Below are 24,077 nucleotides of genomic sequence, written 5' to 3'. Positions count from 1 at the left end.
AACCATGACTTTACTCTCTGTTGTACAAATGAATTCTCAGAATGAAATTGAAGATAATTTCAAAACGATAGAATCCTTGATTCAACAGAGCAAAGCCAATGGTGCTGAACTGATTGTCTTTCCTGAAAATTTTGTCTGCTTTGCTGCCGGAAAACAGCGTGAAACCGCAGCTCAGTTTGAAGATATTCAGCAACGCCTCGAAAAATTAGCGTATCAATATCAAATCTGGATTGTGGCCGGCACTCTACCTTGCCCATATCGTCCAGATGGTTCAGTCATTGAAGATGGTCGTGTCCGCACGGTAAGTCTATGCATTAGCCCGGAACGCACTGAAGCGCGTTATGACAAGATTCATTTATTCGATGTGCAAGTCGGTGATGCTGTCGGTGGTTATCAGGAATCTAAATTCTTTGAACCAGGCACCGATGTCGTTGTTGCAAAAACACCATTTGGCAATATCGGTCTGATGGTATGTTATGACTTGCGCTTCCCAGAGTTGGCACTGACTTTACGCCAACAGGGTGCAAATATTCTCACCGCACCTGCTGCATTTACCTACACGACTGGTCAGATGCATTGGCAATTACTCCTTCAGTCACGTGCCATGGACACTCAATGCGCTGTTCTCGGTGCCGCACAACAAGGCTGGCATGGAGAAAAACGTCAGACTTGGGGACATGCCGCAGCCACCAATAGCCGCGGTCAGGTATTAGATATGGTACATGCGGAAGGCGCTCAACTCATCACAGTGGACTTCGATTTAAATGAACAGCATAAAGTTCGTGAATCCATGCCCTTGATGCAACACCGAAAACTAATCCAGTTTTAAAGTTTGCGATTTTCCTGCATAAAATAACAAAATCCCTGCTTATTCCTATTTAAAAATCATCGAGCATAGAAACTCCATGAAAAAATAACAGGGATTAGCATCATGTCATTAGAAAAAGCGGTTTATACCGCACATGCCAAAGCAACGGGTGGCCGAGATGGTCGCGCGGTCACCGATGATCAAATACTTGATGTAAAACTGGCTGTACCAAAAGAAATGGGTGGCCCAGGTGGTGGTACCAATCCTGAACAGCTCTTTGCTGCTGGCTATTCAGCCTGCTTTTTAGGTGCCATGAAATTTGTGGCCAATCGCGATAAGCTCAATATCAGTAAAGATGCTTATATTGAAGGTGATGTGGGTATTGGTCCGATCCCAACAGGCTTTGGTATTGAAGTCACGCTAAATATTCATCTGGAAGGGATGGACCAGGACGAAGCTCAAAAACTGGTCGATGCTGCACACATTGTCTGTCCGTATTCTAATGCGACCCGGAATAATGTCGATGTGACTCTAAATGTGATTACCTGAGTTTAAATGGCATTTATAAAATTAGATGGCTTAAACCAGATATACCAACAATCTAAAAATATGCCTGGTTTTAGCCATCGATCCAAAAAAATAGCAGCCTAAGTGGCTGCTATTTTTATAAATATGATTCTTAATTTAAAACTAGCTTTCTCTTAAGCTAACTCAGCTGCTTCATTGGTGACACGCAATACCTCTTCAACCGTGGTTTTTCCTGCCAGCACTTTACGTAAACCATCATCACGAATAGAGCCAGACTGTTGGCGTGCATAAGTTTCTAATTCATATTCTGGCGCATTGCCATGAATCAGACGGCGCATATGATCATCCACCGGCACAATTTCATAAATAGCAGTTCGACCAGTAAAGCCAGTATGGGAACAGCGTTCACACCCTTTCGGCTGTGGTAGCTCTAGTTGCGTACCGTCATAGACATGAGCAAATAGACCTTGTTCAAATTCATCGGCCACATGCCAGGTCGCGCAATGCGAACATAAGGTACGAACCAAACGCTGGGCAATCACACCTATCAGGGAACTGGATAATAAGAAAGGTTCAATTCCCATATCTTTAAGACGCGTTACCGCACCAATCGCAGTATTGGTATGCAGGGTCGATAACACCAAGTGACCTGTTAAAGAAGCCTGTACTGCAATTTCTGCGGTTTCCAGATCTCGAATCTCACCCACCATGACCACATCTGGATCCTGACGCAACATCGCTTTTAAAGCACGGGCAAAGGTCATATCTACTTTGGTATTTACCTGAGTCTGCCCAATACCTTCTAATTGATACTCGACTGGATCTTCAGCCGTCAGGATATTCTTGGAACCATCATTTAGATCAGAGAGTGCTGCATAGAGTGTAGTCGTTTTACCTGAACCGGTTGGACCAGTCACCAGAATAATCCCATGTGGACGATGCACTAAAGTCTTAAGTCGATCGTAATCATTATTCATCAAGCCCAAATGCGTCATATTCAGGCGACCGGCCTGTTTATCTAATAGACGCATCACCACGCGCTCACCATAAGAAGATGGCAAGGTTGAAACACGGACATCAACTTCACGTCCCGCTAGGCGCAGGGAAATACGACCATCTTGTGGAATACGCTTTTCGGCAATATCCAGCTTGGCCATGACTTTGATACGCGATACCAATAACGGTGCCAGTTCACGGCGTGGCTGTACGATTTCACGTAATTGACCATCGACACGTAAACGTACTGATAATTTCTTTTCAAAGGATTCAATATGAATATCGGAAGCACCAACACGGATTGCTTCTGAAAGTAAAGCATTGATCAGCCGGACAATCGGCGCATCATCTTCCTGGTCCATCAGGTCTTCAGCTTCAGGGACAGAATCAGCCAAGCTCAATAAATCCGGATGATCTTCCAGACCTGCAGCGACTTGTTGCGATTCGCCACTGTCGCCGGCAAAACTGCTGCTGAGCAACTGGCTGAATTCGTGATCATCACAAAGTTGATATTGAGCAGGATGTCCCAGAAAACGGCGTGCTTCCTGCAATGCAAGCATCGAGGTATTATCACGACGGACAATAAAGACCTGATCCCCTTCATAACGCAACAACACCCCATGGCGTTTGGCAAAACTATAAGGGATTTGTAATTGTTTCAGTACTTGCATCGCAGAATTATAATAATAGTGAAAAAATTTAAATTGAGTGTACTCTAAGCACATGACAGCGTGAAGTATGTTTAGAAAGATTTAGTACGAAAGGACCGCCGCATTGCCACAAGATCAAGTTGATTTTTCCACTACTCAGCCATCGATTCATTGGTGGGGTGAACAGAATTTTGAAATAAATGAATCCAAAGCATGGCAATTTGGCTCCCTCCTATTCCGCCTGACTCGTGGCTTGCAGGAGTGGCGTCTGGAATACTATCGCCCTGTAGTGCAGTTTGACTATGAGCAAAAATGGCATCAGATCGAAGATCCTAACTTTGCCTTTCCACAGCCGGTGAAGATTGAACGCTATATGTTCAAATCGACCAAAAGCAAATTACAACTCATGCCTCGTCTGGCAGATCGCTCCGTGGTGATCAAACCGGTCGATCCAATTTATATTCCTGCCGGTCAACGTGGAACGCTATATATCAGTACTCCTCTGTGGATTGCTGGTTTTGTCGATGGGCAACGTGAACCGATTTTTGATGTTCCAGTCATTCTGCCGAAGGATACCTGGTTTGGTCCAAATCATCGTTCTGGGGAAATCTGTTATGCCACTGCTGTCGATGGCCGTACTGAACTAAAACAGCTGACACCACGTGCATTCCGTGCTGTGACTCCGATCGAGTTCCACAATACCAGCAATCAGCAACTTCGCTTTGACCGTATGAATGTACCAGTGCCTGCTCTGCCATTATTTTTTAGTGCCAGTACTGGACGCCTTTGGACCTCACAAATTAAAGTCCTACATGAAGGTCTAGATCGTCCCCCTCGAATTCGGATTGAAAACCGTACCCCACCGCATGCTGGTGAAGTGGACTATCTGCATCCGCCACGCGATCCTGCAGGTAATCTGTTTAATATGTTTGATTCATTCTTTTAAGGACGGCGAATGGCAAACTCAAGTATCTCTGCTGAAGTCACCAACAGCCTGAAAGGCGTATTTACCAATATCAATACCGATCGGTTGACTGAAATCGCTGTTGCAATCGTGCTATGTTTTATCGGCTTTTTGATTGCACGTTTTTTCTCGAATGCTTTTATCCGTACCATTGGGGTGCGCTTTAATGCCCATCAGCAAATGGTCTGGCGTCGCGGTATTTTCTACTTTATTTTCCTGCTATTTGTCATGGCGAGCCTGAAAGAAGCCGGCTTTAAACTGAGTGTCTTCTTGGGTGCAGCAGGTATTTTGACAGTCGCACTAGGTTTCGCGTCTCAAACTTCGGCATCAAACTTGATCAGCGGTATCTTCCTAATTGGTGAAGGTTCGTTTGAAGTTGGCGATACTATTCAGATCACTTTGATTCGTGGACATACTATTGAAGGTGAAGTAATTTCGATTGACCTGCTTTCAGTCAAATTATTAACCCAGGACAATATCTATGTGCGATTACCGAATGAACAGCTGATCCGTGCCCCGGTACACAACCTCTCCAAGTTCCCAATCCGGCGTATTCCAATTACCTTGGCGATTAATTTCCATGAAGACATTATCAAAGTTCGTGAAGTATTGCTGGATGTGGCCAGTAAATATCCTATGGTACTCGCTGATCCCAAACCGGCTGTGACAGTCACTGCTTTCCGAGAATCCTCAATTGAATTGCTGTTTGCGGTCTGGTGCCAACGTGAAAACTTCCTGAAAGTTCGTGATGAAATGCAGGAACGCATTCGCAATGGTTTTCTGGAAAATCATATTGAGATTCCAGTACCGAAAATGGGTTTTGTCGATCATCCTCTGGCACGTCCGCTGGAGAATGAAGATGTTGATCAATATGCCAATGAGAAAGAGTTAAAAAGAGAGCCGGATTTAAAATAATTTAGTTCTAAACTTCCCTCTCCTTTTAGGAGATGAGAAGCACTGCTTCGCAAGGGAGAGGTAAATCTTTGCCCTCACCCCAGCCTTCTCCCATTGGGAGAGGCAGTTTTACAATAATGCTCTAAAGCTGTCTGTAAAAATGAAGAAGAGTTTAAACCCTCTTCTCCCCATCCGGCATCGGCGCCACATACGCAATCAACAGCATCACCCCACCTGCCAATAAGAATGAAATCACGCGGGTCAAGGTCCCAATATGAGACAGATCAAACAACACCAATTTCAGGGTTACAATCACCAGAATACTGCCACCTAAAATCCACATCGGTTTCAAGGATTTCAATGTGGCAATCCACATGGTGGCAAAAGCGAGTAGTACCCACAGGATGGTTAAACTTAACTGAACAGTCGCATCACTCCAGACTTCCAGGCTGTTTAACGGCGTACCCAGATAAACATGTAGCGCACGCAATACGATATAGCTGGAGAGCCAGAGTAGGCTTAGTACCATCAGTACTGCCATCATACCTTTGTCTCGTCCTGCCCGGATCTGTTGCAACAGCATCCAGATAAAACCAACCAGCATGGCAATACTGACCAGATCAAATGGATTCAGGATAGGGAGTAAATAGAATGCAAAAGCTTGCTGGCTTAAAAGTTGCGAACATAGCAACCATGCTGCCATCAGGATCAAGGTACTGTTACTTTGCCACAACTTCGGCCATGCTGAATTTGCAGATTGTTTATATGACCAAAAGCATAGACCTAATGGCAAAATCACCATACTGATATAGGGCATACTAGGAATCAGACACAGACTAGCCAGGGTCAGACTAAGTAAAGCCCCTAAACTCACCCATTCTTTAGAAAGTAATAAGCCTGAGGATGGTCTTAACCATTGCCAGGCTAACAGTAGAGTTGATAGTCCAAAGGCAATACGAGCAACTTGACTATCCCAGACCAGCACTCCATTTTCACTATGATCAATTGCCAAAACGACACCCGCAAATACTAAGGGTGTTAAGCCGCACCATTTCGGAATGAACCAGCTCCAATCCTGATTCTTTCTTAAGATGATTTCATTTAGGGCAGCATAAATCAGCACAACTGTTGCCAGACTATAAATATGTGCATCTGCAGAAGTGAATTCGTCTTCCAGCAAGGCAAACAGCATCAGGCTGGCAGAGAAACTGAGTAAGCTGAGGAAACCAGTACTCAGCCCATCTAATTGCTGGATATAACGATCTTTGAACTGGCTGATTAGGATCACTGCCAAATAACAGCCACTCAGAGTCCAGAAAATATGTCGCGGTGTCGGATTCAGCTCGACCAGATAATATAGACTGCTGAGGCCCGCCATGATCAGCAGGCCCATACTGAGGTACTGCCCGACTTTCAGATTCTTTTCCAGAGCCCAGCAATAAATCAGTACGCCTTCGATTGCCCAGCCGATTACACTCCATTCGCCTTCCAGCAAAATTGGTGGGATCAAGGCAATAAAAATAAGCATCAGGCTGAGATAGCTATTGGCAATAATATTTAAGGTATGACTACGGCGCGACCATAACCAGCAACCCGCAAACACCACGGCATAAATCAGGCTCAATCCCGCCTGCCAAGTGCGATCATTAAAATGAATCAGGTACAGAAAAATATAGGCAGTGATGGGTGCTGCAAAGATCAGCGCAATATCTAAAATCGGTTTGAGCTGAAATTTGGTGAGGTCATCTTTGGCGAGTAACTGACTAAAGCGAAAGCCCAGCCAGATAAACACGGCACTATGGGCCAGAATCAATCCAGTCATGCTATAGCGTTCAGAGCTATAACCATGAATCAGCGCATAGACTCCGCCAACAATCGCGGTAACCAGAAAAGCAATCTGGTTGAGAATCTTCCAGGGTTTGAAGCTAGTTAGAACAGCCACTCCGAAATTAATCACCAGATAATAGGCAATTAGTTCTACGGCGGTGGCCTCCCGCACGGGTAAGGTAAACGGTGCAATATAGGCAATCAATATTGCCATCACCGTCAGCTCAAAACTGTTCTGCTTAAAGCTGAGGTACAACGTCATTGCCATAATCAGAATGAATAACACCGATGCCATGAATAGGCTTGGGATCACCAGATTGTAATAGGCAAAGAATAAAGTCAGGAACAGCGCGCCTAATCCCAGTCCTTCTAATGCCAATGCAAAACTACGGTTTTTCTCAATCAACCAATAGCCAAGTCCAGCGACAGCCATACTTGCTAAAGCAATCAATCCCAGTTTCATCGCCAGGCTGATTTGCCAATGCTCAGTTGCAAAGCGTAAAAGCAAAATGATGCCGATGACTAAAATACCAATCGCTGCTTTGAGTACCGGATTGCCTTGAAAAATCCAGCGCTGAATCTGATCGATTAAGCCTAGTGAAGTTTGCTCTACTTGAGCCGACTGATGGAAAGCTTGAAGCGGGACTGACTGAGAATTTAAGGTTTCAGGGCTTGGTTCCAAGTGAATACGATGCCGCAACTGTTGCAATGACAGCTCTATTCGTTGCAACCAGCGGAACAGGAAAAATATCCAGGCTGTGATACCCAATCCCATCAACCATTTCAGGTCAATCACGCCACCCACAATGGCAATCAAGGAAGAAATATAAAGCGGAACTTTGGAATAGCCAGGAATAGATAACTGATGCTGACCAGCGATTTCTAGAAGTGGCTGCTGCACTGCATTGACATACTGCATTACACTCATCAGGAAACCGAGCCCACATAAATAGCTGACAATTTCATAATCCAGATACCAGGCACTCAAGCCTACAATCACCAGGCTGATCAGCCACATCATGCGCAATTCATTTTGCCCTGTTGTCATTCTTGTATTTTCCAGTCCCATACTATTCCATCATACAACATGCCGCTGCCGCTTATTTCCTCTTCGGTCATTATTCGCTAAGCTGTTGTCACAGACTTGCTCAGCGGGCACGCTAAAAATCACGTACAATAACGCTATTATTTGAATAAGGAATTGAATACATGCCACCATTTGTCTTGGTCGATGGCTCTTACTTTTTATTTCGTGCCTTTCACGCGCTGCCACCGTTAACCACGTCAACCGGTTTACACACCAATGCAATTCGTGGTGCAATTTCTGCCATTCAAAAACTGATGCGCCGTATTCAGCCAACCCATATGGCGGTGATTTTCGATACCCCTGAACCTACGTTTCGCCATGAATTGTCACCGATTTATAAAGGTGACCGTCCAAGCATGCCGAGTGAGCTGTCTGAGCAAATCCCCTATTTACATGCATTGATCAAAGCACTCGGTATCCCTTTACATGCCCTGCCGGGTGCTGAAGCCGATGATATTATCGGGACACTGGCGAAACGTGCTGAAGCACTAGGACATCAGGTGCTGATCTCCACTGGCGATAAAGACATGGCCCAGCTGGTGACAGAAAAAGTGACCCTGGAAGACAGCTTTAAAGAAAAGCCACTGGATGTAAATGGCGTATTTGAAAAGTTTGGTGTCTGGCCAAATCAGATTATTGATTACCTGACCCTGATGGGCGATGCCTCAGATGGGATTATGGGTGTTCCCGGTGTCGGTGCTAAAACTGCTGCCAAATTACTCAATGAATATGGCTCGATTGGTGGCATTCTGGAAAATGTCGACAAGATCAAAGGCAAAGTCGGACAAAATATTAAAGACAATGTTGAAGGCATTACGCTGGACCACCAGCTGGCGAGCATCGTGATCGATCTTGATCTGAGCTTTGGTTATGATGATTTAAAACTTGCTGAGCCAAATGTTGCCAAACTACGTGAACTGTATACCGAGCTTGAATTCCGTAATCAGCTACAATCTCTGGATCATCCGAATAATCCAAATAATAGCAATTACAAACAGGCTGCTCAGTCGATTACTACTAAACCTACAGCTCCAGTAGAAGAAGATCAGGCATCATTGACCAGTGGTGATGATCAGCTGGGTCAAGCAACTTATCATACCGTTCTGAATCAGGCAGATTGGGATGCTCTATTTAATCGTTTAAGTACAGCAAAACGTTTCGCTTTCGATACTGAAACGACCAGTCTGGATTATCGTATCGCTCAAATCGTGGGTTTCTCAGTGGCGTTTGATGCCCAAGATGCCTATTACGTCCCATTGGCACATGATTATGACGGTGCACCGGAACAGTTAGATCGTGACACCATCCTGGCACAAATTAAGCCGATTCTGGAAGATGACAATATTCAGAAAATTGGTCATCACCTGAAATATGATGCTCATGTCTTAGAAAATCATGGTATTCAGCTCGCAGGCTGGTATTTCGATACTATGCTGGCTTCTTATGTGCTGAATTCTGTGGCGACCCGTCATGGTATGGATGATGTCGCTCGTCTTTATTTAAGCCATTTGACTACGACCTTTGAACAGGTCGCAGGTAAAGGTGCCAAGCAAAAAACCTTTAACCAGATCGATATCGAAACTGCAGCACATTATGCAGCAGAAGATGCCCATGTCACTTATCGTTTGTATGAAGTACTGCGTCAAAAATTAGAAGTTCATCCAGAATTACTCAACATCCTGCTGAATATTGAAATGCCAGTTGCTCGTGTGCTGACCAGCATGGAAGAAAATGGCATTCAGCTGGATCTAGCTTTCTTAGATCAATTAGGCTGTGACTTCGCTCAAACCATGCAAAATCTGGAAAATCAGATCACCGAAATTGCAGGTGAAGCGTTTAATGTCAGCTCTCCTAAACAGGTTGGTGATGTTCTGTTTGAAAAATTGGGCCTGAAAGGTGGCAAAAAGACTTCTACCGGTCAATACAGCACCAGTGAAAGTGTATTGGAAAAACTGGAACACCCGATTGCTGAACTGATTTTGGAATATCGTGGTCTGTCCAAACTGAAAAGTACCTATACCGATGGGCTCTGTAAACAAGCCAATAATGATACCCACCGTGTGCACACCAGTTATCATCAGGCATTAACAGCAACCGGCCGTTTATCGTCTACAGATCCGAACCTGCAAAATATTCCAATTCGTGCAGAAATCGGTCGTCAGATCCGTAAAGCTTTTGTTGCACCAGAAGGCCGTATTCTACTTGCAGCCGATTATTCCCAAATTGAATTACGTCTAATGGCGCATCTGTCTCAAGATGATGCACTGGTCGATGCTTTTATTCATGGCCAAGACGTCCACCGTCGTACTGCTGCGGAAGTTCTGGGTGTTCCATTAGAAGATGTGACCAATGACCAACGCCGCCAGGCTAAAGCAGTCAACTTTGGTCTGCTTTATGGTATGTCTGAATTCGGCTTGACCCGTCAGCTTGGTTTTACCCGTCAGGAATCACAGGAATACATCAAACAGTATTTCCATCGCTATCCAGGTATTTATGAGTATATGCAACGTACCCGTCAGGTTGCGCTAGAACAAGGCTTTGTGGAAACCATTCTCGGTCGCCGTCTGTATACCCCAGATATTGATGCTCGTAACATGATGGTGCGTAAAGCCGCTGAACGTGCTGCGATTAATGCGCCACTACAAGGCTCAGCTGCCGACATCATTAAAATGGCGATGATTGAGGTCGACAAAATGTTACCGAAAGATCAAGCTAAGATGCTCTTACAAGTGCACGATGAATTGGTATTTGAAGTCGAAGAGTCGATTGCCGATGAACTAGCACCAAAACTGGCAGAAGTTATGCAATCTGTTGTGCAGATTTCTGTACCGTTGGTTGTGGAAGTAGGTAAAGGCAAAAACTGGGATGAGGCACACTAAAGTGCTTTGAAGTCCCTCTTTTCTTGCACTTCACTTAAAGCAGTGCTTTAAGCTTGCTCAGGGTGTGGGGAGATTAAAGCCCCTTCCTCCTTTTAGGAGGAAGGTTGGGATGGAGGTCATGTCAACTTATAGATCTCTCTTAATTTCGCCCTCACCTAACCTCTCCCAAAGGGAGAGGAACTTTGCCGCATTTATTCATATGCTTTACTTAAAATCTGTATCTTCAAATTTGCAGTGACAGAAAGAAAAGTCAGAGAAGATTTAAATCCCACCCAACCTTCCTTTGTCAAAGGAAGGAGCAATAAAAAAGGACGCCTAAGCGTCCTTTTTATATTCTTAAATCTTAGAAACCAGTCAACAATACCATTGCCACTTCACGCATGATCAGATCAACCACCATCAACGCTAAAATCGCCAGAATTGGAGACAGGTCGATCATACCAATATTCGGCATAATACGACGGAATGGCGCCAATAATGGCTCTGCCAGTTCCTGAACCACTTCAATATAGGGTGAACGGGATTGAGTAAACATCACCACCCAGCTCAAGATAATGGTCGCGAAAATTAAATAACGACAGAAACGGATCAGATCTTGAATCATGGTGACAAAAGTCAGTATTAACAGATGAATTGGACCATTCGGCATACCGCCAGACAGGTACATCATGCCGAAGATTTTCAGCAAATACAGCACCACCAATAATGCCAGCGCGGCAGTATTCACTCGTCCTTTTGCCAAAGTTGGCAAAATACGACTGAACACATCTACAATCTTGGTTGCCTTCACAGTTGAAAGCACCACTGGATTGTAAGGACTTACCGAAGCCAGCTGCATCAAAAAGCGGAAGAATACGAGCAAAATTGCGACGTTAATGATAATGCCAAAAATTAGCGCAGAATTTGCACCCATACCTAAAGGTTCCTAAATATTAAATTTGAAAATTTATTTACTGTTGTCGCTAAGCTCTTGAGCGAGCTCCTGACTGCGTTTTGCAGCAGCAGCAAGAGCCGCCTGAATGTTTTGAGAAATCTGGGCCTGATCAAAGACTTCAAGTGCAGCCTGAGTCGTACCATTTGGTGAAGTCACATTCTTACGTAATTCAGCCGGTGTAGTTGCGCTAGTAATTGCCATTTGCGCAGCCCCCAATGCAGTTTGCAAAGTCAATGCAGTTGCAACTTTCTCATCCAGACCCAGATTCATACCTGCACGGATCATGCTTTCCATCATATAGAAGAAATAAGCAGGACCTGAGCCAGAAACCGCCGTCACGGCATCAATTTGCGCTTCAGAGTTTACCCAAATTGTCAGACCAGTTGAAGCCAAAACCTGACTCGCCAGCTCACGGTCTTCTGCACTGACTTCGGCATTGGCAAATAAACCGTGCGCACCCGTCTGTACCAATGCTGGTGTATTTGGCATCACACGCACAATACGATCAGTACCAAGCAGACTCGACAAAGTCGCAATTTCAGCACCCGCCACAATGGAAATCACCAATTTACCATCCAATAAACCTTGTAGTGGCTTAAGGACATTGGCCAGTACCTGCGGTTTCACTGCAAATAGCACAATATCCGCATCTTTGATTGCAGCAATATTATCATCGGTCACATTCACTTCTTTTTCAGCAAGCAGTGAACGTACTTTTTCTACCGGATCAGAAACTGTAATACGTGTCGTCGGCAAACCACGTGCAATCAAGCCACCAATTAAGGCTTGAGCCATGTTACCACCACCAATGAAACTAATATTACAATTTAAAGCTGCACTCATTTTTAATGCTCGTCTTTGTGTTCTGAGATTGAAGAGACTGAAATTGGCAGCCACCCCTCCGCCTCACAATAGGCAGATTCAGCCAACCAAAATCCTTTGGGCGTAAACACGCCTAGCATAACATCATCTATGCTTAATATTTGAATTGTATGCCGCATCCATGGAAATATTTGCGCATCCTGGATGGCTTTTTTTAATGGCCAGGAACCGATGCGACCATATAAATGAATCTTTTCTCCACCCTGACGCTGTGTCAGTTTCAAGTGCTGATTCAATAAATTCGGCGATAAGCCAATGTCAGCAGATTGAATTTTAAACTGCCCTGAAGGTAAATCTATACAATCCTGAAGTTTGAAAATGATCTGCTGTTCGATTGGAAATGGCTGCTGATCTGCCAGATAAATCTCTTTGCTGAGCTTATAGACCAACTGCTGATAACGCACATAATAAAAACCTTGCCAATGCAGTGCTGCTTGAGCATCTGGGCGGGCATGAATCACTTCACGTTGTAAACGCTGTACCATATCTAGTGAGGGTCGGTACTGCCCTTCTCCTTTCATCCAGTTGGATAGCAGCTGGCGCTGACGTGCTAAAGATAATTCAGAAAATTTAGATAAATTTAAAATATTGTTTTGGATACAAGTCTGAGTATCTTGCTGCAGAACATCCTGCAGAATTTCCTGTGTATCCTGCATCAGGTCAGCGGTGCGAACCAGTGCCGACTGCATTTTTGGAAAGCGTGCACTTAATAAAGGCCACAAGATCTGTCGTGCCCAGGCTCGATCATAATAACTATCCTGATTAGTCGGATCTTCGATATTTTGAATATTCAGGTCAGTTGCCCATTGGCAAATCTGCTCACGAGAAATATCTAATAGCGGACGCCAGAGAGTTAGATCTTCCCTTACATCTACTCGTTTCATAGCAGATAAACCATCTACCCCGGCACCAGAAAGTAAACGCAGCATCAGTGTTTCTGCCTGATCCTGCTGATGATGCGCTAAAACCAAAATTTCATTGGGCTGTAAATGCTTCAGATAAGCCTGATAACGTGCTTCACGCGCCTGATTTTCCAGATTACCTTGTGCAACCTCAACCGGCTGGACGATACAGGGAATATTCAGCTTGTGGCATTCTTGCTGGACAAAGCTGCCCCATTCGGCGCTGATACTTTGCAGGTGGTGATCGACATAGATGGCACGGATTTTTTCCGGGCACAAAAAAAACATCAGATGCAGCAACAGCATGGAATCCACGCCGCCACTACATCCGATGAGAAATTTTGTCTCTGCAGGAAAATCCTGCAGCTGTTTTAAGAAACCAGACCTAAATTGTCGCTGCCAAACTTCATTAAACGCTGGTAACGTGCTTCGCATCGTGCCTCGGCTTCCATCGGTTGCAGTTCATTCAACGCTTCTTTCAATACTGCTTTCAGGTCCTGCATGACCTGATCAGGATTTAAATGAGCGCCTTCGCCTTCATCTACCACATATTCTACGATGCCCATGTGCTGCAGTTTTTCTGCAGTCAGCGCCAATGCCTCGCTGGCTTGTTCTGCTTTGTCCGCAGTTTTCCACAGGATCGATGCACAGCCTTCTGGTGAAATCACTGAATAGATACTATGAGATAGCATTACCACACGGTCTGCTACACCAATACCCAATGCACCGCCAGAACCGCCTTCACCCAACACTGTCGCAATCACAGGCACTTTCAAGTTAGATAATTGTGCCAAACTTGTTGCAATCGCTTCAGCCTGACCACGCTCTTCCGCGCCTACACCTGGGTAAGCACCCATAGTATCAATAAAGGTAAATACAGGCAGATTAAAACGTTCCGCCATATCAAGCAGGCGTTGTGCTTTACGGTAACCTTCAGGATTCGACATCCCAAAGTTATGCTGTAATTTTTCACGGGTACTACGGCCACGGTGCTGACCTACGATCATTACTGGCTGACCGTCAAAACGTGCCAAACCACCGATCATCGCACCATCGTCACCATAGAGACGGTCACCATGTAAAGCATCAAATTCAGTGAATATCTCACCCACGTAGTCCAGGAATTGTGGACGCTCAGGATGACGTGCAATTTGCACGGTCTTCCATGCTTTTGATGGAGTCGCTTTATTTTTCATAGGTTAACCGTTTTCATCCCTATAAAGGTGTTAATCAACAAATTGTTCAGACTGAATTGCGAGATCAATCTCCCAATTCCTAAACTGCACCTGTTCATCATGCAGTTCAGCCACCAGTAAAGGCCATTGTCGGGCGTCACCGGCTACGCTGAGTTGCCATTGTTGCGCATTCTTCACCTTCAGTTCAATGGCAGGAAGCATCTCATCGCTACGACTATGATTGACCAAAACCGCCAGACGAAGCAGTAAACACAGGTATAAAAGTCGAGAACCACCGACTTTATTAACATCTATCCTGGCATCAGTGCGCAATTTACGACGATGATGTGCGACCAAATGTGACAGATAATTCTGATCGACTTGCGAGAAACCCGCAATATCAGAGTGCTGTAATAAATACGCGCCATGACGATGATAGCCGCTATGACTGATCGCCAGACCAATCTCATGCAGATAAGCCGAACGACGTAACAAATCACTGTCTTCGCTATTTAAACCTAAAGGTTTTTTTACATCATCAAACAGTTTTTGAGCGGTTTTAACAACCCGTTCTGCCTGCTTAGTATCGGCATTGTAACGTCCCATCAAGGCATGCACAGAACGGTCACGGATATCTTCGTGCTGGAAACGCCCGAGCAGGTCGTACATCACACCTTCACGTAATGCACCATCTGAATACACTAGATGATCAATGTTTAGTACATCAAAGACAGCATACAGAATCGCAATTCCTGCTGGTAAAACCGCACGACGGTCTTCCTTCAGACCTTCAAATTCCATGTCTGTGACATGTTTGTATTTGAGCAATTTATCTTTAAGTTTTTCCAGGCCTTCACGGGTGAGTTCTTCACGCTCGTTGCTCCAGCCCATATTCACACAGATCTGACGGCAAGCTTTGATCGTACCACTTGAACCCACGACCGCGTCCCAACCTGCTGCCTTATAAGTATTGGCAATACCAGAAATTTCTTTACGTGCTGCAGTGGCCGCTTTATCAAAGGCTTTTTGAGTGATTTCACCATCAGCAAAGAATTTCTTGGTAAAAGTGACACAACCCATCTGTACAGATTCAGTATGGATCGGCTCAAATTCTTCACCGATAATCAGTTCAGTTGAACCACCGCCGATATCCACCACTAGACGACGACCACTGTTAGCCATGGTGTGTGACACACCTAAATAAATCAGACGGGCTTCTTCACGACCAGCAATAATTTCGATCGGCTTGGGTAAAATTTCTGCGGCTTTCTGAATAAATTCATGACCATTTTTGGCTTGACGCAAGGCATTGGTCGCGACAATACGTAAACGATTCGGCTGAACCGCACCTAAACGTCCGACAAAACGTGCTAGACAGGCTAGACCGCGTTGCTGCGCAGCTTCGGTTAAATTTTTATTTTCATCCAGGCCTGCTGCAAGCTGAACTTTTTCTGACATTGATGCCACTTTTTTGACTTCGCCATGATCCACTCGGGCAATGGCCAAATGAAAGCTATTTGATCCCATATCGATGGCGGCAAGTAATTCTTCATCAATCAAAAAGTCAGACATTCCAGAAATAAACCTTTAACGAATTGTGCTTAGAGTAATTCACAACCATGCAATTTAAAAGCCATTTGTAGCGACAAATTAACGCCTTTTCATTTTTTCTTTCTCTGTCGCAATTGTGTTACACGATCAGCTCTATCGTGATCATCCATTAGACAAATTGACAATATAGGTTGAAAATTTGCATATTCCCCTACATTGTTAAAGAAGGCTATGTAATACTAAGAATTATAGTCATCTTTAATTTAAAAAATTATTTTCTGGAGCACTCCATGTCTGGCAACATCGTAAATACTACTGACGCAAACTTCGAAGCAGACGTTCTTCAATCAGACGTTCCTGTATTGGTTGACTTCTGGGCTGGCTGGTGTGCGCCATGTAAAGCAATTGCTCCTGTACTAGAAGTACTTGCTGACGAATACCAAGGCAAAGTTAAAATCGTAAAAGTTGATGTGACTTCTTGCGAAGCAACTGCAGTGAACTACAGCATCCGTAACATCCCTGCACTATTGATGTTCAAAAATGGTGAAGTGGTTGCGACTCAAGTTGGTGCAGCGCCTAAATCTAAATTAACTGCGTTCATTGAAGAAAACATCTAATCAACGCTGTTTTAAAAGATAAGAATACGCGATCCGATATCGCGTATTTTTTTCGCCTAGAATAAATTGACAAATGCCTGTTTCTCTCTTATATTGCTCATTCAAGAGTTCAGGAATATAAATCCTGTCAATTTCTTACAAGACACAATACATAAGATGCCGCTCGGCAATAGAAATTGTTTTTCACATTTCTCTTTGAAACAATCAAACAAACCTCTGAATTGTTCTTGTGCAAATTCAATTGCTTTCGTTTGAATGCTTGTATGCGGCCGAATGTTACTCCCTTTCTAACCTGTACCTCAGAACTTTGATTCTATCCGACCACCTATGAATTTAACCGAACTCAAGAAAAAACCGATTGGCGAACTCATCAAGATTGCCGAGTTTATGGGCCTTGAAGGCATGGCCCGTAACCGTAAGCAAGACATTATTTTTGCCATCTTAAAGCGCCATGCGATGAATGGCGAAGAGATTTTTGGTGATGGCGTTTTGGAAATTCTGTCAGATGGTTTTGGCTTCTTACGCTCTGCGGCAGGCTCATATCTGGCAGGTCCTGATGACATCTATGTCAGCCCTTCCCAGATCCGTCGTTTTAACCTTCGTACAGGCGATACCATTACTGGTACCATTCGCCCACCAAAAGAAGGTGAACGTTATTTTGCACTGTTAAAAGTGAACCAAATTAACTACGACACCCCTGAGAACTCTCGTAACAAGATTCTATTTGAAAACTTGACCCCATTATTCCCAACTGAGCAATTGGTGATGGAATTAGGTAACGGTACAACTGAAGACTTGACTGCTCGTGTGGTCGACCTGGTTGCTCCGATTGGTAAAGGTCAACGTTCGATTATCGTTGCCCCGCCGAAAGCCGGTAAAACCATGTTGTTACAAAACATCGCGCAGTCGATTGTTCGTAACAACCCTGAATGTTTCCTAATTGTGCTTCTGATTGACGAACGTCCTGAAGAAGTAACAGAAATGGAACGTACTGTTCGTGGTGAAGTGATTGCTTCTACCTTCGATGAATCGCCTGCCCGTCACGTACAAGTGGCTGAAATGGTGATTGAAAAAGCGAAACGTCTGGTTGAACACAAGAAAGATGTAGTTATCCTTCTCGACTCAATTACCCGTCTGGCACGTGCTTACAACACTGTTATTCCTTCATCAGGTAAGGTGTTAACTGGTGGTGTTGATGCACATGCGCTTGAACGTCCAAAACGTTTCTTCGGTGCTGCACGTAATATTGAAGAAGGGGGTTCACTGACCATCATTTCTACTGCGCTGATTGAAACTGGCAGCAAAATGGATGAAGTGATCTACGAAGAATTCAAAGGTACAGGTAACCAGGAAATTACCCTTGATCGCCGCATTGCTGAGAAACGCGTATTCCCTGCAATGAACATCAAGAAATCTGGTACCCGTCGTGAAGAACGTCTGATGTCTGAAGATAATTTGCGTAAGGTTTGGATTCTGCGTAAGCTATTGCATACTCAAGATGAATTGGCGGCAATGGAATTCCTGCTGGATCGCATGAAAGAAACCAAAACCAATGATGACTTCTTCGATCAGATGAAGCGTAAAGCATCTAACTAAGCCTGTTTAGAATTAGATAAAGGTCATCTAAAAGATGGCCTTTTTTATTGGGGTTGACATTGATTACACAAAGAAACAAAGTGTACGCGGGTTTGTAAACTTATTTGCAAGTTTATGATTAATAAAATAATGGTAAAAAAAATTGTATAAGTTTTAGAGGCTTAATTCGCCTTTCTCCAATGCAAGTCTTCGCTTTAATTGTTATTTTCTGTTAAAAAAACCATGAATTTCATGTGTTTTTCGCACTTTTTTAGACTTGCCCTGTAGCAATTAAAAATGCGCAGTGATAGCATATTTGCAGACCAGTTAGACTGCTCCTGCGTTGTTAGTACCTAACACAATTAGGAATAATAAAAGCACACAACAGGCTAACGTCGGTTATTTTTTAATCTCAAATTTTAGAGAGTGATGCCATGTTATTCAAAAAAATCGCTATTGCTGCTGCAGTTGCTACTACTTTAGCTTTCGTTGGTTGTGCTAAAAAAACTGAAGATGCTGCTGCTGACGCTAACCAAGCTGCATCTGAAGCTGTAGAAGCTGCATCTGAAGCTGAAGCTGCTGCTGACGCTGCTGCTGTAGAAGCTACTTCTGAAGTTGCTGCTTCTGACGCTGCTGCTGCTGAAGAAGCTAACGCTGCTGCTGCTGTTGCTACTGACGCTGCTGCTGACGCTACTGCTGCTTCTGAAGCTGCTGCTCAATAATCTAACGATTATTCAGTACAAAAAAGAGAGCCATTGGCTCTCTTTTTTTATGCCTGTAGAAACCGGAATTTCTAAAGGCACTCCTGTAAAGAAAAAAGCAGATCAATTGACCTGCTCAGTTCCTACACGTTGACGGAACTTCTGTCCCGCACGGAAGGTTACAACACGGCGGGCAGAAATCGGAATTTCTTCACCGGTCTTTGGATTTCGGCCAGGACGTTGACGCTTATCACGCAACTCAAAATTACCGAAACCTGATAGTTTTACTTGTTCACCCGAGATTAGCGCTTGGCTAATCTCGTCGAAGAACAACTCGACCATTTGTTTTGCTTCACGACGGTTTAAACTCGTGAGCTCACTTAAATGATCAGCCATCTCTGCTTTAGTTAGTGCTGTCATGAAGCCCTCAATGTCGCTTGGTAAGTGTTTTCCAACACTTGCAGGATATTATCCATGCCTGATTTAATTTCAGCATCTTCCAAGGTACGGGTTGGATGCTGCCAGAGAAGAGCAAATGCAAGAGAACGCTTGCCTTCTTCTACCCCTTGTCCAGTGTACACATCGAATAACCAGGTTGACTCCAGGAGTTCACCGCCAGTCTTTTCGATAAGTCTCTGAATTTCGCTAACATTAATCTTATCACTAATTAAAAGCGCAATATCACGTCGAACCGACGGAAAACGTGATAATTCTGTAAAATTAGATACATAAGTTTGCAAAACGGCTTTTTGATCCAGTTCAGCAACCCAAGTGGTTGCTAAATCAAGCTCATCTTCTAGCGATGGATGTAGGCGACCTAGGTAACCAATAGACTGACCATCCACCAGAATTTCAGCAGATTGACCAGGATGTAACCAGCTACGTTCAGAACGTACATATTCCACATTCAGACGGGCGGCTGCCAGAATTTCCTCAACATCACCTTTAAAGTCGAAGAAATCCATTGGCTGTGGTTTACCATGCCATGATTCATTGGTACGCGAACCTGTCGCAATCAAAGCAAAAGTTGGAATCTGTTTCAGGTCATGAATTGATGCAGCATCTTGATAATCAAAACACAAACCAAGTTCATAGAAACGCACACGGTTCTGCTGACGATTCACGTTGTACTGTACGCATGGAATCAGGCTAGACAGCAAGGTTGAACGCATGACAGCAAGATCGCTTGAGATTGGGTTTGCCAATGCCAATGGATTTACTGCAGGGTTCAGTTGTTTTTCCAGTTTCAGGTCAGCAAAGCTGAAGCTGATCGCCTCTTGATAACCTAAAGTCACTGCGGTTTGACGAAGTTGAGCCAATTCAAACTGGTCTTCATATTTTGCCAATTTCACATCAATGACAGGCAGGCTGATTTGAATGTTGTCATAACCGTGAATACGGGCAATTTCTTCGATCAGGTCTTGGTAGATCGCCATATCATAACGATGAGATGGAGGAACTACTAACCATTGACCTTCAGCTTTCACAGTCACTTCACAGCCTAAACGTGTTAAAGCATCAGTAATGAAATCTGATTCAACTGTATAACCTAACAGCTGATCCACTTGTGCTTGTTCAAGCTTAATCGCTTCACGCTTTGGCAATACTGCTGAATTTTCAGCGACAGTGATTGGACCAAACTCACCGCCTGCAAGTTCTGCAATGAGTTGAGATGCACGATGCATTGCAATCATTGGTAGTTCGAAATCAACACCACGTTCATAGCGTTGTGAAGCATCAGTATGCAAGCCAAAGCTACGTGCACGACCCGCAATATGCAATGGAGCAAAGAAAGCAGACTCTAGGAAGATTTCGGTAGTTTCATCAGTAACAGATGAAGACAAGCCACCCATGATGCCGGCAATCGCTAAAGCTTTTTCGTCATCTGCAATCACCATAACATTATCTTGCAGTTCAACCTCCTGTTCATTTAATAGAACAAGTTTTTCACCTGCAGTCGCTTGACGTACATGTACTGAACCTTGAACCTTACCGCCATCAAAGGCATGCAATGGTTGACCCAGTTCCATCAATACATAGTTGGTGATGTCGACCAGAATACTGTGCTGACGGATACCGGCACGTACCAATGCACGTTCCATCCATTCAGGGGTTGGTGCTTTAGTATTGACGTTCTTGATCACACGACCTAAATAACGTGGACAACCTTCAGTTTCAACAACGACTTTCTTCTCATCAGCAAGTGTCGCTGCGACTTCTTTAATTTCAGGTGCAGTCACCGGCAACTGGTTGATCACACCAATTTCACGTGCAATCCCGCGAATGCTGAAACAGTCACCACGGTTAGGTGTGATGCTGATGTCAATCACGTTGTCATCAAGATCCAGATATTCACGAACATTGACACCGACTGGTGCATCTGCAGGAAGCTCTAACAGACCATCAATTTTGTCTTCAAGATCGATTTCTGAAGCGCCGCATAGCATCCCTTGTGATTCAACACCACGAAGTTTGCCTTTTTTGATTTTGAAATCACCTGGCAATACTGCACCGATCGTCGCAACTGGTGCTTTCATACCCGCACGTACGTTTGGCGCGCCACATACAATTTGTAATGGCTCACCTGAACCAATGTTCACGGTCGTTACACGTAAACGGTCTGCATCCGGGTGTTGCTCTACAGTCAGCACTTCGCCTACCACAACGCCAGTAAATGGTTTTGCTGCTGGTGCAAGCTCATCCACTTCCAGACCCAACATAGTCAGTTGGTCAGATAATTTTTCGCTGTCGATGGCTGGGTTAACCCATGTGCGCAACCAATTTTCGCTAATTTTCATTTCTTTAAAACCTATAAATTAATCTTTTAAATCCCCCTCTAACTCCCCCTTTTACAAAGGGGGAGAACCCTGAGTCACCTAAGGACTACCCCTCTCCTTTTAGGAAAGGTCAGGGAGAGGTTTAATAAATTCTTTAAGCAAACTGGCGTAAGAAACGCACATCGTTTTGGTAGAACATACGCAAGTCATTAATGCCATAACGCAGCATTGCAAAACGTTCTACACCCAGACCGAAAGCAAAGCCTTTGTATTTGTCCGGATCAATGCCCGCAGCGCGAAGTACATTCGGATGCACCATACCGCAACCCAAAACTTCCAGCCATTTGCCGCGCTCATCCATGATGTCCACTTCAGCACTTGGCTCAGTGAACGGGAAATAAGACGGACGAAAACGCACTTTCAAATCTTTTTCAAAGAATTCATTTAGCAGGTTCACCAGTAAACCTTTCAATTCAGCGAAGCTCGTATTTTCAGCAACGTATAAACCTTCGATCTGATGGAACATTGGTGAATGCGTTTGATCCGAGTCACAACGGTATACACGGCCTGGGCACACGATACGGATTGGTGGCTGCTGAGTTTCCATAGTGCGGATCTGCACACCAGAAGTATGCGTACGTAGCAGATGGTTCACATCAAAGTAGAAAGTATCGTGCATGGCACGTGCAGGGTGATGACCTGGAATGTTCAGAGCTTCGAAGTTGTGATAGTCATCTTCAACTTCCGGGCCAGTTGCCACGGTAAAACCTGCTTTGGTAAAGAACTGGCAGATACGGTCCTGTACTTGGGTCACTGGGTGGATACTGCCCACCTGCTGGCCACGACCGGGTAATGTAATATCAATTGTTTCGCTGGCAAGCTTTTGCTCCAGCGCAGCTTTTTGCAGTTCTGCCTGACGTGCTGTCAGTGCACCTGTAATCGCTTCACGTACAGCATGGATTTTTGCACCGAATTCTTTACGTTGTTCCGGATCCATTTTACCCAGCGACTTAGATTGTTCCGCGAGCTGGCTTTTTTTCCCCGTAAATTGCACTCGTACTTGATCAAGTGCAGCAAGGTCTTGAGCTGCTGCAATCGCAGCGAGCGCTTCAGTGGTCAGGGCTTCCAGTGACATAGTAACTCTCAAAGCAACAGGTTAGAAATATTTTTAAAAACCCCGTATTCTAACAGTTTTTAGGCACGTTGATGAAGATAGCGTGCAATGAAAATTAGATTGGCAGATTCAAAAATAAAAAGTATAAAATAAGCATGATATCAATTAGATCAAATCATTATGGCAATCGATCAGATTTGGAAACAGCAACTTACTTTAGTGACATATGGAAATGAGTACCTGGCTCAGGACTTAAGTTTCAATCGCTGGCTTCAGCATTCCATCTTTAATCAGCATCAATTTGCCTTTCGTGATCTGATTTCACAGCATCTTTTGGCCCAGCATTTTCAGGTCTGGCTGGAAGGCTTAAAGAAACAAGGCGTGCAGCGCCTAAGTCTGCATCGCTCTACTCTGCTTGAGGATGAGCAAAATCCCAATGTCAATGTTGAGCTGCTGCCCTTTGAATATTTCATTGTCAGCCATGAGGCCCAGAAAAAAAATGCCTGGATTATTGGCAAGGAATTACCGGAATGGTATACCGCAGACAATGACTATGAAGCACCTGCTGCACAGCGATCTTCTCTACGTCAGGAAACCTTTTGGCAATATGAACTGAACAGCAAACTGGCCCGACGTGTACTTGCTGATCTGGAACAGCCAAATTGGGATGACATTCAGGTCTTTATGGATCATGAATTATTTGATACCAGGTTTGCGCAAGGTTTTGTTCAACCCGTTCAGCTTGGACAACCGTATTATGGGGTTTCCCCTACTGCTGACACAGGCATCGGTAATAAACTTGCCTTATTGCCAACTGATTATGCGGCTGATTTTGCCCATGACATGCTATACCGTCTAGATGGGCTAGAAGAACTGATTCAAAGCAAAATTCAGCAACCTTATAATGAAAATGGTGAAGTGCTGACACCAGATCAACAACTTGATCTGCGTCATTTTGCGCAAAAGCTGGATGACCTAAAAGCCAAGTTTATTGTCAAAGTCGCGAATCATTATCAGACTGCCAAACTGAGTCCAAAAATCAGTGCCGATCCATTTGTTGGCATGAAGACTGAAGAACATGCGACCAAACCATCTAAAGCGCATAAGCCTCATCATGATGCAGCGAAATCCAATTCAGGTAATGTCATTACTTTGATTATTATTACGGTAATTATCTGTTTGATTGGTTATTATTTTGGACTTTAAAGACTGATTT

The 24,077-nt window shown here is 44.2% G+C and carries 19 protein-coding genes; 9 read left to right on the top strand and 10 right to left on the bottom strand.

All coding sequences use genetic code 11. From position 1 onward, the window contains the following. Positions 1–4 precede the first annotated feature (4 nt). Both BS636_RS08055 and BS636_RS08050 read left to right on the top strand, forming a co-directional pair. Entirely contained in the window at positions 5–829 is an 825-nt protein-coding gene (locus tag BS636_RS08055) for a carbon-nitrogen hydrolase family protein (protein WP_099338290.1), read from the top strand. A gap of 102 nt (positions 830–931) precedes the next feature. Further along, the gene (locus BS636_RS08050) at positions 932–1,357 is read left to right on the top strand and encodes an organic hydroperoxide resistance protein (RefSeq protein ID WP_099338289.1); all 426 of its coding nucleotides are present in this window, start codon (positions 932–934) and stop codon (positions 1,355–1,357) included. Between the two features lie 152 nt (positions 1,358–1,509). Here the strand turns inward: BS636_RS08050 and gspE are convergent, their stop codons facing one another. Beyond that, positions 1,510–3,003 carry a type II secretion system ATPase GspE gene (gspE, locus tag BS636_RS08045; RefSeq protein WP_099338288.1) on the bottom strand — a complete coding sequence of 498 codons (1,494 nt, stop codon included), beginning with the start codon at positions 3,001–3,003 and terminating at the stop codon, positions 1,510–1,512. 103 nt (positions 3,004–3,106) lie between these two features. Here gspE and BS636_RS08040 point away from each other — a divergent pair, with 103 nt between their 5' ends. Beyond that, the gene (locus BS636_RS08040) at positions 3,107–3,928 is read left to right on the top strand and encodes a hypothetical protein (RefSeq protein WP_099338287.1); all 822 of its coding nucleotides are present in this window, start codon (positions 3,107–3,109) and stop codon (positions 3,926–3,928) included. A 9-nt stretch (positions 3,929–3,937) separates the two neighbouring features. Next, positions 3,938–4,861 carry a mechanosensitive ion channel family protein gene (locus BS636_RS08035; RefSeq protein ID WP_099338286.1) on the top strand — a complete coding sequence of 308 codons (924 nt, stop codon included), beginning with the start codon at positions 3,938–3,940 and terminating at the stop codon, positions 4,859–4,861. A gap of 151 nt (positions 4,862–5,012) precedes the next feature. On the opposite strand, the gene BS636_RS08030 is transcribed toward BS636_RS08035, so the two are convergent. Next, the gene (locus tag BS636_RS08030; RefSeq protein WP_099338285.1) at positions 5,013–7,715 is read right to left on the bottom strand and encodes a DUF2339 domain-containing protein; all 2,703 of its coding nucleotides are present in this window, start codon (positions 7,713–7,715) and stop codon (positions 5,013–5,015) included. A 161-nt stretch (positions 7,716–7,876) separates the two neighbouring features. Here BS636_RS08030 and polA point away from each other — a divergent pair, with 161 nt between their 5' ends. After that, positions 7,877–10,633 (top strand): DNA polymerase I, encoded by a 2,757-nt coding sequence (polA, locus tag BS636_RS08025; protein ID WP_099338284.1) that lies wholly within the window; start codon positions 7,877–7,879, stop codon positions 10,631–10,633. A gap of 343 nt (positions 10,634–10,976) precedes the next feature. Here the strand turns inward: polA and BS636_RS08020 are convergent, their stop codons facing one another. Genes BS636_RS08020 through ppx form a run of 5 tightly spaced genes read right to left on the bottom strand, consistent with a single transcriptional unit; the run spans position 10,977 to position 16,098 of the window. Further along, entirely contained in the window at positions 10,977–11,546 is a 570-nt protein-coding gene (locus BS636_RS08020; RefSeq protein WP_004889875.1) for a YggT family protein, read from the bottom strand. A gap of 33 nt (positions 11,547–11,579) precedes the next feature. Further along, entirely contained in the window at positions 11,580–12,410 is an 831-nt protein-coding gene (gene proC, locus BS636_RS08015; protein ID WP_099338283.1) for a pyrroline-5-carboxylate reductase, read from the bottom strand. Between the two features lie 2 nt (positions 12,411–12,412). After that, positions 12,413–13,786, bottom strand: coding sequence for a tRNA lysidine(34) synthetase TilS (tilS, locus tag BS636_RS08010; RefSeq protein ID WP_099338282.1), 1,374 nt, complete (start codon positions 13,784–13,786; stop codon positions 12,413–12,415). After that, entirely contained in the window at positions 13,723–14,547 is an 825-nt protein-coding gene (locus BS636_RS08005) for an acetyl-CoA carboxylase carboxyltransferase subunit alpha (protein WP_099338281.1), read from the bottom strand. The genes tilS and BS636_RS08005 overlap by 64 nt, the downstream gene beginning before the upstream one ends. A gap of 30 nt (positions 14,548–14,577) precedes the next feature. Continuing rightward, a complete protein-coding gene (gene ppx, locus BS636_RS08000; protein ID WP_099338280.1) occupies positions 14,578–16,098 on the bottom strand; it encodes an exopolyphosphatase in 1,521 nt (506 codons plus the stop codon). Between the two features lie 269 nt (positions 16,099–16,367). On the opposite strand from ppx, the gene trxA reads away from it, so the two are divergent. From trxA to BS636_RS07985, 3 genes are all read left to right on the top strand, one after another. Beyond that, on the top strand, positions 16,368–16,694 hold the full coding sequence (trxA, locus tag BS636_RS07995) for a thioredoxin (RefSeq protein ID WP_004812997.1): 327 nt from the start codon (positions 16,368–16,370) through the stop codon (positions 16,692–16,694). Between the two features lie 327 nt (positions 16,695–17,021). Further along, positions 17,022–18,290, top strand: a complete 1,269-nt coding sequence (gene rho / locus BS636_RS07990; RefSeq protein WP_004812998.1) for a transcription termination factor Rho — start codon at positions 17,022–17,024, stop codon at positions 18,288–18,290. A gap of 413 nt (positions 18,291–18,703) precedes the next feature. Then, positions 18,704–18,991 carry a hypothetical protein gene (locus BS636_RS07985; protein WP_099338279.1) on the top strand — a complete coding sequence of 96 codons (288 nt, stop codon included), beginning with the start codon at positions 18,704–18,706 and terminating at the stop codon, positions 18,989–18,991. Between the two features lie 102 nt (positions 18,992–19,093). Here BS636_RS07985 and BS636_RS07980 read toward each other — a convergent pair whose 3' ends face one another. The 3 genes from BS636_RS07980 to pheS form a co-directional block, all read right to left on the bottom strand. Beyond that, complete coding sequence (locus BS636_RS07980) at positions 19,094–19,390, bottom strand: integration host factor subunit alpha (protein WP_004813003.1); 297 nt, start codon at positions 19,388–19,390, stop codon at positions 19,094–19,096. Then, positions 19,387–21,768: a phenylalanine--tRNA ligase subunit beta gene (pheT, locus tag BS636_RS07975; protein ID WP_099338278.1), complete on the bottom strand. Its 2,382-nt coding sequence runs from the start codon at positions 21,766–21,768 to the stop codon at positions 19,387–19,389. Before pheT ends, BS636_RS07980 begins: the two co-directional genes overlap by 4 nt. A 133-nt stretch (positions 21,769–21,901) precedes the next feature. Continuing rightward, positions 21,902–22,882, bottom strand: coding sequence for a phenylalanine--tRNA ligase subunit alpha (gene pheS, locus BS636_RS07970; RefSeq protein WP_099338277.1), 981 nt, complete (start codon positions 22,880–22,882; stop codon positions 21,902–21,904). 159 nt (positions 22,883–23,041) lie between these two features. Here pheS and BS636_RS07965 point away from each other — a divergent pair, with 159 nt between their 5' ends. Then, positions 23,042–24,067, top strand: coding sequence for a hypothetical protein (locus tag BS636_RS07965; RefSeq protein ID WP_099338276.1), 1,026 nt, complete (start codon positions 23,042–23,044; stop codon positions 24,065–24,067). Positions 24,068–24,077: the final 10 nt, after the last annotated feature.

Origin of the sequence: Acinetobacter sp. LoGeW2-3, from assembly GCF_002688565.1 — a bacterium.
Taxonomy (GTDB): Bacteria; Pseudomonadota; Gammaproteobacteria; order Pseudomonadales; family Moraxellaceae; genus Acinetobacter.
Note: the sequence above shows the minus strand (reverse complement) of the source record. Positions and strands in the feature narration are given on the sequence as shown.

Coding starts and splice junctions, on each gene's coding strand:
- BS636_RS08055 (WP_099338290.1), top strand. CDS start 5: ATGACTTTACTCTCTGTTGTACAAATGAATTCTCAGAATGAAATTGAA.
- BS636_RS08050 (WP_099338289.1), top strand. CDS start 932: ATGTCATTAGAAAAAGCGGTTTATACCGCACATGCCAAAGCAACGGGT.
- gspE (WP_099338288.1), bottom strand. CDS start 3,003: ATGCAAGTACTGAAACAATTACAAATCCCTTATAGTTTTGCCAAACGC.
- BS636_RS08035 (WP_099338286.1), top strand. CDS start 3,938: ATGGCAAACTCAAGTATCTCTGCTGAAGTCACCAACAGCCTGAAAGGC.
- BS636_RS08030 (WP_099338285.1), bottom strand. CDS start 7,715: ATGACAACAGGGCAAAATGAATTGCGCATGATGTGGCTGATCAGCCTG.
- polA (WP_099338284.1), top strand. CDS start 7,877: ATGCCACCATTTGTCTTGGTCGATGGCTCTTACTTTTTATTTCGTGCC.
- BS636_RS08020 (WP_004889875.1), bottom strand. CDS start 11,546: ATGGGTGCAAATTCTGCGCTAATTTTTGGCATTATCATTAACGTCGCA.
- proC (WP_099338283.1), bottom strand. CDS start 12,410: ATGAGTGCAGCTTTAAATTGTAATATTAGTTTCATTGGTGGTGGTAAC.
- tilS (WP_099338282.1), bottom strand. CDS start 13,786: ATGCGAAGCACGTTACCAGCGTTTAATGAAGTTTGGCAGCGACAATTT.
- BS636_RS08005 (WP_099338281.1), bottom strand. CDS start 14,547: ATGAAAAATAAAGCGACTCCATCAAAAGCATGGAAGACCGTGCAAATT.
- ppx (WP_099338280.1), bottom strand. CDS start 16,098: ATGTCTGACTTTTTGATTGATGAAGAATTACTTGCCGCCATCGATATG.
- trxA (WP_004812997.1), top strand. CDS start 16,368: ATGTCTGGCAACATCGTAAATACTACTGACGCAAACTTCGAAGCAGAC.
- rho (WP_004812998.1), top strand. CDS start 17,022: ATGAATTTAACCGAACTCAAGAAAAAACCGATTGGCGAACTCATCAAG.
- BS636_RS07985 (WP_099338279.1), top strand. CDS start 18,704: ATGTTATTCAAAAAAATCGCTATTGCTGCTGCAGTTGCTACTACTTTA.
- BS636_RS07980 (WP_004813003.1), bottom strand. CDS start 19,390: ATGACAGCACTAACTAAAGCAGAGATGGCTGATCATTTAAGTGAGCTC.
- pheT (WP_099338278.1), bottom strand. CDS start 21,768: ATGAAAATTAGCGAAAATTGGTTGCGCACATGGGTTAACCCAGCCATC.
- pheS (WP_099338277.1), bottom strand. CDS start 22,882: ATGTCACTGGAAGCCCTGACCACTGAAGCGCTCGCTGCGATTGCAGCA.
- BS636_RS07965 (WP_099338276.1), top strand. CDS start 23,042: ATGGCAATCGATCAGATTTGGAAACAGCAACTTACTTTAGTGACATAT.